14 protein-coding genes are annotated in these 13,047 nt (G+C 58.6%); 9 read left to right on the top strand and 5 right to left on the bottom strand.

Features of this window, described 5'->3' with window-relative positions; translation table 11 throughout:
* Positions 1 to 21 precede the first annotated feature (21 nt).
* The gene (locus tag OKA05_RS03055) at positions 22 to 1,029 is read right to left on the bottom strand and encodes an AAA family ATPase (RefSeq protein WP_264485624.1); all 1,008 of its coding nucleotides are present in this window, start codon (positions 1,027 to 1,029) and stop codon (positions 22 to 24) included.
* A gap of 318 nt (positions 1,030 to 1,347) precedes the next feature.
* Complete coding sequence (locus OKA05_RS03050) at positions 1,348 to 2,910, bottom strand: NAD(P)/FAD-dependent oxidoreductase (protein WP_264485623.1); 1,563 nt, start codon at positions 2,908 to 2,910, stop codon at positions 1,348 to 1,350.
* Between the two features lie 594 nt (positions 2,911 to 3,504).
* Here OKA05_RS03050 and OKA05_RS03045 point away from each other — a divergent pair.
* From OKA05_RS03045 to OKA05_RS03030, 4 genes are all read left to right on the top strand, one after another.
* Positions 3,505 to 3,657 carry a hypothetical protein gene (locus tag OKA05_RS03045; protein ID WP_264485622.1) on the top strand — a complete coding sequence of 51 codons (153 nt, stop codon included), beginning with the start codon at positions 3,505 to 3,507 and terminating at the stop codon, positions 3,655 to 3,657.
* 280 nt (positions 3,658 to 3,937) lie between these two features.
* Positions 3,938 to 4,360, top strand: coding sequence for a hypothetical protein (locus OKA05_RS03040; RefSeq protein ID WP_264485621.1), 423 nt, complete (start codon positions 3,938 to 3,940; stop codon positions 4,358 to 4,360).
* Between the two features lie 379 nt (positions 4,361 to 4,739).
* The gene (locus OKA05_RS03035) at positions 4,740 to 5,309 is read left to right on the top strand and encodes a prepilin-type N-terminal cleavage/methylation domain-containing protein (RefSeq protein ID WP_264485620.1); all 570 of its coding nucleotides are present in this window, start codon (positions 4,740 to 4,742) and stop codon (positions 5,307 to 5,309) included.
* A gap of 440 nt (positions 5,310 to 5,749) precedes the next feature.
* Positions 5,750 to 6,253, top strand: a complete 504-nt coding sequence (locus OKA05_RS03030; protein ID WP_264485619.1) for a YcxB family protein — start codon at positions 5,750 to 5,752, stop codon at positions 6,251 to 6,253.
* Positions 6,254 to 6,542: 289 nt separating this feature from the next.
* On the opposite strand, the gene OKA05_RS03025 is transcribed toward OKA05_RS03030, so the two are convergent.
* Positions 6,543 to 7,130 (bottom strand): hypothetical protein, encoded by a 588-nt coding sequence (locus OKA05_RS03025; RefSeq protein WP_264485618.1) that lies wholly within the window; start codon positions 7,128 to 7,130, stop codon positions 6,543 to 6,545.
* Between the two features lie 212 nt (positions 7,131 to 7,342).
* Positions 7,343 to 7,780, bottom strand: a complete 438-nt coding sequence (locus tag OKA05_RS03020) for a hypothetical protein (protein WP_264485617.1) — start codon at positions 7,778 to 7,780, stop codon at positions 7,343 to 7,345.
* A 345-nt stretch (positions 7,781 to 8,125) separates the two neighbouring features.
* On the opposite strand from OKA05_RS03020, the gene OKA05_RS03015 reads away from it, so the two are divergent.
* From OKA05_RS03015 to OKA05_RS02995, 5 genes are all read left to right on the top strand, one after another.
* Complete coding sequence (locus OKA05_RS03015; protein WP_264485616.1) at positions 8,126 to 9,157, top strand: hypothetical protein; 1,032 nt, start codon at positions 8,126 to 8,128, stop codon at positions 9,155 to 9,157.
* Between the two features lie 814 nt (positions 9,158 to 9,971).
* Positions 9,972 to 10,244 (top strand): hypothetical protein, encoded by a 273-nt coding sequence (locus tag OKA05_RS03010; protein ID WP_264485615.1) that lies wholly within the window; start codon positions 9,972 to 9,974, stop codon positions 10,242 to 10,244.
* Between the two features lies 1 nt (position 10,245).
* Positions 10,246 to 10,440 carry a hypothetical protein gene (locus OKA05_RS03005; protein ID WP_264485614.1) on the top strand — a complete coding sequence of 65 codons (195 nt, stop codon included), beginning with the start codon at positions 10,246 to 10,248 and terminating at the stop codon, positions 10,438 to 10,440.
* Entirely contained in the window at positions 10,422 to 10,676 is a 255-nt protein-coding gene (locus OKA05_RS03000) for a hypothetical protein (RefSeq protein ID WP_264485613.1), read from the top strand. Before OKA05_RS03005 ends, OKA05_RS03000 begins: the two co-directional genes overlap by 19 nt.
* Positions 10,677 to 10,884: 208 nt before the next feature.
* Positions 10,885 to 11,187 carry a hypothetical protein gene (locus tag OKA05_RS02995; RefSeq protein ID WP_264485612.1) on the top strand — a complete coding sequence of 101 codons (303 nt, stop codon included), beginning with the start codon at positions 10,885 to 10,887 and terminating at the stop codon, positions 11,185 to 11,187.
* Between the two features lie 533 nt (positions 11,188 to 11,720).
* Here the strand turns inward: OKA05_RS02995 and OKA05_RS02990 are convergent.
* On the bottom strand, positions 11,721 to 13,046 hold the full coding sequence (locus OKA05_RS02990; RefSeq protein WP_264485611.1) for a secretin GspD/PilQ domain-containing protein: 1,326 nt from the start codon (positions 13,044 to 13,046) through the stop codon (positions 11,721 to 11,723).
* Between the last annotated feature and the right edge of the window lies 1 nt (position 13,047).

Genomic DNA, 13,047 nt, shown 5'->3' with positions numbered 1-13,047 from the left:
CTTACTTGGAACTTCAGCGGATCACGCCGTCTTGAGAGTCTTTGGAGTCGCGCCGCCTTGGAACGGGATTTCCTCAATCAAAGCGCGCACGATGTCGTTATTCGTCAATCCTTCGACCCGCGCGTTGTATTCCAGCACGATGCGGTGGCGCAGGACGGCCGTGGCGACAAAGCGGACGTCCTCGAACGACGCGTGGGTCCGCTCGTTCATCAGCGCCCGGGCCTTCGCGGCCGAGGCCAGCGAGAGCGCGGCGCGCGGGCTCGCCCCGTAGCGGATGCCGCGGGCGGCGGAGCTTTGGCCCGGATGGCTGCCGTCCACGAGCCGGGCAATGTAGTTTGCGACCACGTCCGGCAGGTAAATGCGGCGCACCAGATTGAGCACCTCATCGAGGGTGGAGGCATCCATGATCGACTCGACCACGGGCTCGGTGCCGAGTTCGCGCTGGGTCACGATGCGCTCCAGCGTCTCGACGTTGTTGCGGGTCACCTCCAGCTTGAAAAGGAAGCGGTCGAGCTGGGCTTCTGGCAGCGGGTAGGTGCCTTCCAGCTCGATCGGGTTCTGGGTCGCCAGCACGAAAAAGGGCTTGGGAAGATCGTGGGTCTCGCCCAGCACGGTCACGCGGCGCTCCTGCATCGCCTCCAGCAGCGCCGACTGCGTTTTCGGCGAGGCGCGGTTGATTTCGTCCGCCAGCACGATGTTCGTGAACAACGGCCCCGGCTGGAACACGAAGGCGCGGCGGCCCTCGATTTCCTGGAGCACCGGGTTTCCCGTGATGTCGCCGGGCAGCAGGTCGGGCGTGAACTGGACGCGCTTGGTGCCGAGCCGCAGGGTCTTCGACAGGCCCTTGACCAGCTCGGTTTTGCCCAATCCGGGCAGGCCTTCGAGCAGGATGTGGCCCCGTGCCAGCACCCCGGTCAGCACCAGATCAACGAGTTCCTCCTGGCCGAATAGCACCTGATTGAGCGCTGCGGACAGCGAGCGGACGTGCTTCCCGGCGGTGGTGACTTCAGTTTCGGAGGCGTATTCCATGGGATAAGATCGTTCTAACGATGCGGATGCTCGACGGTGTATCGGAATTTCACGTGAAGGCGCGATGAAAATTCCCGTCGGATCTTCCACCAGGGAAGTCCGGCGGGGAGGGGATCTGTCGGGAAATGCCGAAGTCCCGGAGCGCCAAAGGGAGGCGGGAAGTGCCGGGTGATCAGTGATCGGTGATCGGTGGAAGAATCAGTTGCAGAGCCCACCGGCAGCGAAGGACCATTCAGGCCGGTCTGAAGACCGGCGCTCCCGGCCCCTCTCTCAAACTTAGCGCCCTTGGCGTCTTGGCGGTTCCGTTTTCTTCCCTTGTCACGAAACCTCAGCCACCTGTTGAGCCATTCTCTTCTCCATCGGATCCGGCAGCGCGGCCACCGGCTGGATGAACATGGTCTCCGCTTCCAGTTTCATCCACACCTTCATCCCGCCCAGCAAGTGCCGCACCGCCTTCATATTCGGCTCGAAGGGCACCCGGACCAAGTGTCGGTGCTTCAGGTTATTCTTCCCATAGGTCCCGGCCATCAGCCGCTTGCGGGCGATCGTCTCGAGACGCCGGTTATAAAAGCGCATGAACCGCGCGAAGATCGCTCCGCCGGTGCCGTTGTAGGGCATGGTCGAGTATTCACGGTCGGCGTCCGCATACACCGCCCGCACCGGGCCGATGAAATACGCCGCGATGTCCATCAGGAATGCCGCGTGCATGAGGTCCGAGTCGCCGAGATACTGATACTTGTTCCGGTAGAGACCGTGGAACCACCGCTGGTAGGACTGCGGGTAAATCTCATTGTGCGTCGCCAGCGCCATCTTCACGCACTCTCCGCGCAACCCCTTGAGGATGATCTTGTGGGCGCAGTAAGTCGCGTGGGCGCAGTAGTCCAGGCCCTGCGAATAGAGCGGATCCATGAAACCCGCCGCGTCGCCGGCCAGTACCCAGCCATCGCCACAGACCTCCGTGGCATAGTAGGGGAGGTGCTTGTAAATTCGGGCGTCATTCTCGACCGGCACCGCATCGGCGAACATCAGCTTGCCGATCGGGTGCGTCACCAGGTGCTGCTTGACCCGCTCGCCGACCGAGCCCTCCGACGGCGGCGCGAAAATCCGCTCGTCCCAAGTCACGCCGGCGGAGAAGTCGCCATTCGACAGCGGGATGATCCACGACCACCAACCGCGGCCCATCAGGTGATTCGTCGCGCTGGCACGCCCCACCGACGGGCCGTCCTTCAGGCAGGGTGCCTTCACCCGCGCCTCGTGGGAATCTAGCGTGAGCACGTTGCTGAAGCGCACCCACATCGAGTGCACCGGGTGATCCTCCAGCTTCCGCCACAGTCCGCGCTGGCGGGCGACCAGCGAAGCCTTGCCGGAGCAATCCCCGACCCAGCCGGCGGTGATCGTCCGCGTCTCGCCATTGTGCTTCAGCACGATCGCGTTCTTGCCCGCGCCATTCAGCTCGAAGGACTTGATCGATGCCGGCCGCAGCAGTTCGCAGCCCTCTTTCTGGGCCTGTTCCAGCATGTGCTGGTCCAGAAGTTCCCGGTCGAGTTGGTAGGTCGGGAAGCGCGCCTGTGAATTCGGCCCGATCTCCGAGCAAGAGTTCGGGCAATCGTTCTCTGGCGTGGTGAACCACATCCGCAGCCCGTGCTTCTGGAAATGCTCGCAGGAAAGATAGTGGGCGAGCCCTAGCACCCGGGTCAGGAAGCACCCAGCGACCTCCGAGGTCGATTCGCCGACCTTGCGGTCAAAGACTTCCGACTTCTCCACGATCAGCACCCGGGTCTCCGGCCGCGCCCGTTTCAGCAGCAGCGCCAGCGCCGAGCCCGAAAAGGCCCCGCCAAAGATGACGACATCATAGTCGGTGAGGGCGGGGGAATCATTCATGGTGGCCAAGCTGCGTGGAGCTTACCGACCGACTCACGCCGCGCAAGGGGCAAGCGACTCGCATATGACGCCGTGATGGAACGAGACAGCTCCCCCGGGGAGCGCCGGTCTCCAGACCGGCCCGAGTGGTCCCTCAATGCCCGCCTTCAGATCCACGCGCCCAGACCCACCGAGCCCGCACCAGCCGTCGAAGACCCGGACTGCGCACAGCCCTGCTGCCGCCCGAAGCCAGCAGCCCTCCTGCGGGGAAGCGCCCGGGTGCTTCCGCCGTCATCGACACGACGTAGGTGGAGAACAACGAAACGAGCGAAACAGACGAAATTCGAAAGACTCTGGGAGACCTCGTCTCGGGCTCACTGGGAATGCGGGATTCATCCCCTCCATCTCCGGCCGGAACCAGCCAGTATGGCCTCAGCTAAACTGACGGGCTGGCAGAAGCGTCAGCCCGCGTGGGAACGCCCTCCAGCCGATGACCCATCTCGCTTTGCAACAAATCCGGCACTTTTCTAACAGTTCCATGGATTTGTTGTTGTTCCAATCTCCGGCGACGCAGCAACTCCTCTCCTCAGGATGAAGCACGAACCGCCGAAACAGATGGAACCCCGACCGTTCGTGTCGAAGACGCCAGATCCTTACGCCAGCAAGGAGAAGCTCCGGCCGCTCAATGGGGTCGGCGGCGGCTGGCTGGTCATGGCATTGATTGCTGGAGCGATCCTCGCAGCGATCGTCATTGCTTCCAACTCATAGATATACGTTTCTCCGGGCACTTGGGTCTTGGGGCAGCCAGGGGAATATACCACCAGGGCAACCGCGAATGGACGCCAATCGACGCGAATGCGATCCAATGTGGCTGCCGGGTGGTCTCTTGGTCGATCCTCCCTGACGGCTGGGCCCTTGCTCCCCTTGGAGATTGGCTTCGATTGGCGTCCATTCGCGGATCGGATTTCCCAATGCGGTAGCCCTGTCCGGCGGGGAGGCTCCTTGTCAGGACGCCGGAATCTCTCCAGCCTCCGGAGCGCCTTCCCTGATGAAACTGCCGATCCTGCCGTTCCTGCTCGTCCTCGCCTCTTGCGCCGGTCCCGGAAGTTACCGGCCGGTCACCTCTGACACCGCGTGGGTCTATGAAGACCGTGCAGCCAACCCGATCGTCTGGGTTTCGGGTAAGAAGCTGCGGCTTTCGATCGAGACCATCGACGGCAAGCCGAAGGGCACGCACGAAGTCGATGCTGGCCGCCACACGTTCGGCCTGGTGGGCGAGGGGCTGGAGCGCATGCAAGTCCGGGGCTCGCTCACGGTGCGGATCGAAAAGGACACCTACTACTACTTCAGTTGCGTGAAGGTGGAGCAGGGGCGCTATCGCTTTGTCTGCGAGGTCGACTTCGACGACGGCGATGAAGAGACCGACGCCAAGCGGGAGATCACCTCGGTCACGGTTTCCGTGAAGGAGTGAGAGTGGCGACAGGGCCGGCCGGTCTGGCGCGCGACAACCCGGACCGATTTGGAGGACGGACCCGAAGGCACGGGACTAAGTCTGTGATCGGCGCGCCACGGCACACTGGGAACGCGGAATTTATTCCGCCTGGAAGCCCCGGCGAACCGGCCGTCGAGGCGGAATAAATTCCGCGTTCCCAGTGAATCCGAGAGGCGCAACTGGCCTTAATCCCGTGCCATTCAGGACGGACGGGCAGGGGTGATCGATCCCATTCGCGCCGCTTGGCTTCCATTCGCGGTTCTCTAAGTCCAAGTGCGGTTGCCCTGACCCCTCGCTTTTGCCCATTGCCACTGCGCTAGAAATCCGCTCTATTCATAGAGCTTGGAGTCCTAGATCTATGAAAACCCATTTCTATCCTCGCTCACGGTCTGGTTTCACACTCGTCGAGCTTCTCGTCGTCATTTCCATCATCATGGTGCTCGCCGCGATGGGCTTTGGTGCCATCGCGAAGGTCAACCAGCGGAAGAACGAGTTGGTGACCAAGACCTGCGTCACGGATTTGTCCATGGCTCTGGATCAATTCTATAACACCTACAGCAGGTTCCCGAGCGTCGGCAGCGCGGATGAACTGACCGCTGAAGGCCAGGCCGGAACGGAGCTTCTGAAAATCCTGCTCGCCAAGGAGGACCCCGGAAGCGAGCTGCAGAATCCCCAGCAGATCGTCTTCCTCACCCCGAAGATCGCCAGCAACAAGAACCAAGGGGGCTTGGTTTACTCCGGCAATCAAATCGAAGGCATGTACGATGCCTGGGGCCGCCCCTTGCACATCAAGTTCGACGAGGATTCCGACAATGAGATCCCGAATCCATTCCGGCAGGGTGAGGTCGTCCGGCAGAAGAGGGTCATCGTCTGGAGCTTCGGCCCCGACGGGAAATTCGGCGACAACGATGAGGTGAAGTCGTGGTGAGGAAATCCTTCGGCGAAGGCGGAGCCTGAGCATGATGAGCCGCCATTGATAGAACCGGTGAAGCCCGCGGAGATCGACCGGCGAAGCATTCTGGTCAGCCGGATGAAAGTCTGTTCCGTCTTGAAAATCCGTGATTTTCTCGCGTATGACCTACGCGAGAGCCATACAAGTCCTCTGTAGGATTGTCGTCGGTGGCTGGCTTGCTCTCTTTGTCCTCCTTTGGTCTCTTAGCCCTTTCGCCCAGCATGCCATTGATCGCACCCTGCGTTTCTGGGTGGTTTGGGGACTGATTGAGGCAGTGTTGCTTGGGGCGTGCATCGGATCGATTGTCTTGGTCTCTCGACGCAAATGAGGCCCAACCCGGTCTCTGAGCTTGGTTGTTCGAGAGCTGGCGTTCGCCGGGGCTGGCAGGGTAAGCAATCTCAATCTCAGGGCTCCCGATGAACCTCCAATATTCGCTTTCGTACACCGATCGACGGGCCTTCCTCGATGCCATAACGCCCCGCACGTCAATCAAGCCCCTGCCGTTTTATGCCGGCGTTTTCGGAACCAATGGAATGCTGCTGGTCTTGGCTTACCTCTGTTCGGCCAAGCTCGATCACACGTTGCTGGCGATCATCGCTGTCTTCTTCGCGATCAAAAATCTGAAGGCCGCAATCCCTCACACGAAGTTCCATCGCCGGTCGATTGATGCTCAGGCCCGCGAGGGAACCGGCCACCCGATTCAGCTTGAGATTGGGGATGCCGGTCTCACTGAAACTGCGTGCGGAATCGTCTCGTTCTGCCCTTGGAGTTCTGTGACCAAGATTCAGAGGGTGGAGGGTCTGGTGATTGTCCATCTTGCTTCCAAGCAATTTTCTCTGATCCCGATCTCCGCCTTGGATTCCACCCAGGTAAGCGCAGACGAATTCGTGGCATTTCTCGAATCAAAGGTCGCGCATTGAAGGGGATTGGAGCGCCACCGTGAGCCGTAGGGGAGGCCGTTGACAGCAGGCCGTGCCCAGTCATCAGGGAAGTCACGCCCGTCAGAGCGGGTCTGATCCACGGCGCGGGCTACCCGCTGTAGCGCTATGCGATACTTCCTCCCACGAACTCGTTCCGCGAATAACCCCGGAAGCTAGATGCGTGCGGTTATCTTCAGTAGGATTTTGCGACCGTATTCTCGTGTTTCCGTTACGTTTTATTCGGCTACGACACCGGAATATTGCGTTAAAGCCGCTAAAAAGACGAAAATTAGGACGCGCCGAACTGGTCAATCATATTTTGAACCGAGTTGGGAGGAGGAGTAGCCAAGTGGATATCACGCCGCGCCTCCTGAAGAGCAGATTCAATACAGGAAGCCGCCTTGTCAAAGTCTTGGTAGGCGTCCCGGAAATCGACCTGCGAAATTTCGCCCGAACCGCTGATCTTCAGCATTCTGCATGTAACATCGGACGAGATCGAGGAGAGGTTTTCGTCGAGTCTCATAAGGATCGCTACACGACCGTGCGCATGAGCAAACTGGTTCCGCGTCTCCATCAGGGTGCTGAAGTGCCCGCCACATTTAGCGAGTGCCTGCCAACCCGTGTCGGAGGCGATATGCCTCAAGACTCTGACCTTGCCATTAAACGGCATGACCAAGCTGTTGAGGACAACGTCCTTGAAGAAGATCTGACGTCCCATTGCTGGGTTCACGTATTCAGCTATCAAACCGTCGATTTGGAATTCGATCTGGGAGAATCGCTGAAGGACTTTGCCGCGGCACGACTCGAAATCCTGTACGCGGTCGCTGACGCTCAAGATTGGCGGTGCTTCTTCATCCGGCAAAAGGTCATCGTTCATCTTCTCAAAAAAAATGCCTTGGGCGCGATCGCCCCAATGCGATAATGAGACACAGAGGAACACGGGCGTGAAGCTTCTGCGATGGGGAGTCTCTGCGCCGATTGCTGGCACGGGGCAAGCAGAACCAATCCGAAAACCACCTTTTTGAATTCCGCATTACATGCAGACAGTCAATAGGTTATGCGATAGATTCTCACTTGGGAAGGGGGCTGTTAGATACGCGGTCGCGGCCACGGAAGTCCTGCTTTCTGCATGGCTGCAATCTCTTTTGCTGCGTCCTCCAGGGAAGCACGAATTTTAGCATTATGAGCGGCAAGCACGTCTGGCGGCGTCGGTGCAGATGCGGACTCGGGAACGAGATCGAAGTCATACCGTGCGCCAGTCGGGTAGGGGACCGGCGGGGCGTTGTCTTTGAACTTCCGACTCTTCCATCGATAGCGGATCACGTCTTTGTAGGAGTAGAGTCGATTTCGCCCGTGCTGGAAGTAAGCAATCCACCCGCGCTCCGATGCTTGGTGCACGCCCTGGGGCGTCATGTTCAGGTAGTCCGATGCGAGCCAGACCGGCAGTCCAAACGAGTGTTCACGGCAGAAAAGTTCGAAGGCATGCAGAGCATTCAGGGCTTGGCGACGTGCTTTAGGCTTACTCATGATTTGTTGAAGCGAATTCCCTAACAGAACCAGATCATCGACATATGACGAGATCGCGTAGTGTACTGCGACCTCGAACGCGAAAGGCGATTTTGAACTCTCCCAAACAGGCAGAGCGGTCGCAGAAATCTCCGACCACCCTGATCCTGCCGGCATCTGCCGGCTCCCTCAGTCCAATCTCATCCGGAGGAAGATTACCACGACGCGCAGCCCTGGCACGCAGATTCTTTCCAATCGCATTGGGCGCAATCAAAGGCACCGCGTCGAACGCACGCCTTAAACTGCTTGGAAACTCGCGTTCGACGTGGCATCCAATTGCCAAGAACTTCAAAATTACGCCAAACGATGGGCCGCGATCTCACTTTATATCCGCAAAAGGCATCAAGATCAGAACTTAAAGATTACCTCGAATCCTTAGGTTTTGTGAGGTGTGGGCATTTTTGGGATTGGCCAAAGGGAACCCTCAATTATTCGTGGTTTGATTCGAAAGATTATCGCTCGATCGATGGAGTGTCAGCAGATGTTTATCCGATCCGAGACGAAGAGAAATTAATTACCGGAAATGATTGGGCCCTACACGTGAGAAACCTTGTTAGCGCAAGTTGGCACGATGTCAGCATGCTTAACGAGGTGTTGCGTGGCGCAAGAAGGAGGTTCGGAGGAACCATAAAGGGGGACTACGGCACGAATAAATATGCCACTCTTTGGAAAGACGAGAGCACGCCTATAAGCAGAGGAGTTACCGCTGTCTTTCAAAGAGTCAAACAGGACATGGACGCTGTGAGACACGCCCTGCCCGATGCGTCGTTCTCCAGCCCGGCTATTACCCCTTCCACCTCAAAGAAGTCACGAGACTTCATTGAGTTTGCTAATCGCCATGATCCTTCTAGAGTTCTGTACAACGGATTAGTCCCGTTTGCCGTTTCGATGTTTGAATACTTCTTTTCACGATTATTCAGAATACTGATCACTTACGATACATTTGCGATCTCAAAGCGAAGCGAATACAAGCTTCGAGTCGATTTTGACATATTGCTAAAAGTAGGCAAAGGCGAGGAGAGTATTGAGGATGTGATTGCCAGCGCGTATACATTTCAGAACCTTGCGCAGCTAAACAAAGCTTATATTGATTGGCTTAAAATCGACGTAAGGAAAATACTATTCAAAAAGCGGCGCATTGGGCGCAAAGTATCCTTTCTGGAGAATCGAATCCAAGAGATCATTCAGTATCGCCACGGCGTCGTTCATCATTTTGATCTTGATCGAACGCTTACACAAGAGGGGTATCTTGCGATTTTGGACGCGGTCGATGCAAGCATAACCGAAGTTGTTATGCACATTCAAAATAAATATAAGGTCAAAATCGAGCGGTATTAAAGCCTTATCGGAATCAGCCCTATGCCTGTTGTAACAAGTCTATTTTGAGACGGTCCGGATTGATTCCGAGCGACTTGCAGCGATTTCAATGAACGTCACACGGCATTCCTGAGCCGCGGTGACGTTTTTCGTCTCAATAGCGGGGAAAATTCCACCATGAAGGAGGGAAGGGGACACAATCGGCAAAGGTCGGCAGTCCTCGACACCCGGCCGGGACTCATTCTCGGTCGCAAAGCCTCCCTGCGAAGGCCCTCGTTCCGGGAGTCTGCGGTAAGAAATCCCAGTGTGAGGAGAGGGTCGCTCCGCTTGATCCTCCGCTGTGCTACGGCCGGGGCGCTGAGCGCCCAACAGTAGGAGATTTAAAGGGGCCGTTTGCCCCCGCGCAAAGGCACCGCCCGCCGGTCGCGCAAAGACACGCTGCGCGGCGCGACCGGCGGGCGGGCGCGCGGGCAAACGGCCAACAGCCCCACTGACGGCCAATCTGATGGCGGCGGAGCAACCCACAGGGGAGGCCACGCACATGACCGCCGCTGAAGTCATTGCATCGAGTGGGGTGCGGGGTTCCACCGGCCCGATGGACCCGCCAGACCTGCGGAGTTCCGCAAACCCGGTTTCGATCCACCCACCTTCCGGCCTCCGGCTCGGGCATCAGCGCCCCGGCGACACGAATTCTGTTAGATACAACACAAGGCGGGATCGCAGACAGCATGCAAGCCCTCCGGGCCTTGAGGATTAAGGGATTTCCACGCAAAAAAACAGTCGCGACCTCTAGGTTTATGCTTGAAAACGAGATACGGAATTGTAACTTATACGCATGTCCCACGCGACCTCTCAGATACCGAAATGCCCCATCGGCCACCAGAAGCTCAAGGCAGAGATCCGGAAGCAACTTGAGCTTTCCCCCACCGACCCGGTGCACATCGACTATCGCCGACCGATGTTCAAGACCACCGGAACGAAGCGCCGGTTGGATGAGGCTTGGTTCTACGAGTTTGGATACCCCGACAAGAAATCGGGCATTGCCTCGGTGATCCACTACCCAGGCACGAAGCTTGAACCCTCAATTCACCTCGCAATTTTCATCTAACATGGAAACCCAACGCCAAATCATCACCGTGGAGGTGGACGGGAAAGCCGAGTTCTGGACCATCGGCATGGAGGTAATGGGACCCGACAACGTCCTGCTGGAAGCAACCCACAAGGGCGTGTCGCAAGACGTGCTACCCGTGCAAGTGGCGACCCGCGCAATCAGGCTATGGAACCAATGGATGCAACAGCTATGAAGCTCTACACCAATCCCGGCCGCGAGCAGCTCGCGGAGGCCGCACAGCAGCTCAAGGGCAGCGAGCGCGGCCGCCGCACGCTAGTTCAGCTGGAGCCGTTCCTTCGTGGCCCCGCCTCGGCGCTGGACACGAACAACCGCAATGCCCTCCTAACCCTCATGTTCGGTTTTTATGGCAGCTACCCAGGCACGACGCTCGAAGTCATCGAGCTCGACGATCTATCGGCTACGGACTGAACCGTTAGACCCGCAGCTCTGCACGCACCTTTGGTGCCCCACTTGCAAGCGATGCATAGGCGTCCGCGATTGGATGGACACCGACTTGCGGGGCGACCTCCCGCCGAATCATTACCAATGCTTCGTATGCGGCTTCTACTTTGAATTCCGGCAACGCCAAAACCGCTGGCCCGCCCGCATCATCATTCACCACCCCGAACTCTAACTTATGGAACACCACTACATCCGCACCGGCCGCAGAGGCTACCAAGAAGCCTACAAGCCCGGTTTCAAGCCCCGGAACCGGACGCTTTCGCTGATGGCTTCCGAGGATGAGACGGCCCAAATCGACGCGGCCGCCAAGGCCGCCGGCCTGAAACGATCCGCATGGCTTACGAACGCCGTGATCAAAGTCCTGGGCGAAACCCAGAGGTCGCAGGCGCCCGCGAAAAAGGCGGCAAAGAAGACGCCGAAAAAGGCGGGTGCCATCACAGAGGCACTGACGAAGGGATACAAGACGCCGGCGCCGTGACCCATAGGTTCTCACCTGGTCATTCCCATGGGTTCGCCTCGATCGCCACCCAGAGGTTTTACCGATCGCAGCGACCCATAGGTTGACGCCGGCGCATTCCTCTAGGTTTACTGCAGAGCGCCTCCCATGCTTGAGAATCCATTTTTTCTTCCCACGGTCCTCGCGGTCGTGGTTGTTGTGACCGTGATCCTTGCGGCCCGTCGTTAGTGTTACTTTTCCAGCACTTGGGCCGGGATTGAAATTCCACATGCGTAAAAGCGCCTCCGGCGGCAGGGGTTCCACCCCTTGACCCGGCCAAGGTGGGCCTTGGAGCCCTAATTTCCCCACTCAGGGCTCTTGCCGGACGGCTGCGGCCGATATGGCGAGGAGAAGGTTTCCCGTGACTTAGCCTCATCCGCCTCCATCCGACGACCCAACTCATTCCATTGGTGCACCGCAAGGGCTCCATAGACGGACCAACCGGCGAAAAGGACTGTGATGATGATGAGGCAGGCGGCGCAGATCCAGTTAGGCAAAGCAGATTTCACGCGGACTCACTTAGCGGGAGCCCGTCTTTCGCGCAAGAAGGCCTTTTCCTGCGATTGCCAGTCACGCGGCGGAAGCAGTTCCCCAATGATCCAGTCGCGGCCCTCTGTGGCGGGCTCCGTGAGCGGGGGAGGGGCATCGAGCACACCAGCCGGAAACGGTTGCTCGGGTGCGTCTACGAGCACTGCCTTGGGTTCGTCGGTGTAGGTCGAAAGGATCACATACAGCGCGCCTTCGCTGATCTCCGTGCTCGATCCGATGAGATGCTTTTTTACGACGTTCCTAGTAGTTCGAACGCCACCGAGGACAAGGGTTTGACCGACTGTCATGTCGGCGACGCTGCTAACCGTTTGCGACTGGATCACTGGCACGCTGTTCCCTCCAACTTGGACGCTGGCACCGACGACGCCATTTGTCTGAACGACTCCAAGGCGAACGCGGTCGTTGGCAAAAAACGTCGGTGTGACCTCCAGTTGAAGCCCCACCTTGCGGTATCGGATCGAACCTTGCGAGATCCCGTTAGAGACGATGGTCTCGGCAATGGGAACCTCTTGCGTGCTCTCGACCTTGGCGGGTTCTCCGTTGAGCAACCGAACATAGGGATTCTGGACCACTTCAACCGATCCGCCTTCCGCGATGACATCGAGCGCGGCCGAGATCCGATCCGCACCGACATCGAGCGCGAGGCCGGACGGGCCAATCGTGAGTTTCGTATCGGTGGCACCCGTAATAGCTCCAAGAGCGGCGACAAGGTCGAAGCCCTTTTCTACGCGACGATCAACGTAGACGGTCCACGCTTGGACCGAACATCCGGCGGGGAGTTGATCCATTGCGACGAGAGCCGTCTTGAACGAATCGCAGGGACCGGCGAGACCACGGAAGAAAACGACACGGGCGACCGGATCTGCAATCGCCATGACTCCTAACCGCTCCCAACCCTGAAGGAATTCAGGGGAAGGGACGGGCCGGAAGTTCATGACGTAAACGTCGGACACGGGGGGGACGTCGTTGGAAGGAACTCCTTGGACCGCACCCGGTGGGGCGTGATTGGATGCACCGGCCGCCAAGCTCATGGAAGGAATGACTTGCGGTGTCGGTTGCCCTGGCACGTTGGGGAATCCGCCACTGCCGGTGGGCTGCGTTCCTGCGGGAGTCGATCCGGCAGGCGGGGCCGGTACAGGACTCGGCGCAGGTTTCGACGCAGAAGGCCCAATCTTGGGCGCGATGAGGTTAGTCACCGATCCGATAAACGAGCCGCTGCCGCCCTCTTTTGGACGCAATGCAAAATACCAGATCGCCGCGCCGATCGCAAAAAGGATGAGGATACGGCCCATG

Origin of the sequence: Luteolibacter arcticus (genome assembly GCF_025950235.1) — a bacterium.
GTDB lineage: Bacteria > Verrucomicrobiota > Verrucomicrobiia > Verrucomicrobiales > Akkermansiaceae > Haloferula > Haloferula arctica.
The sequence above is the reverse complement of the archived record's forward strand: the minus strand, read 5'-3'. Positions and strand labels throughout refer to the sequence as shown.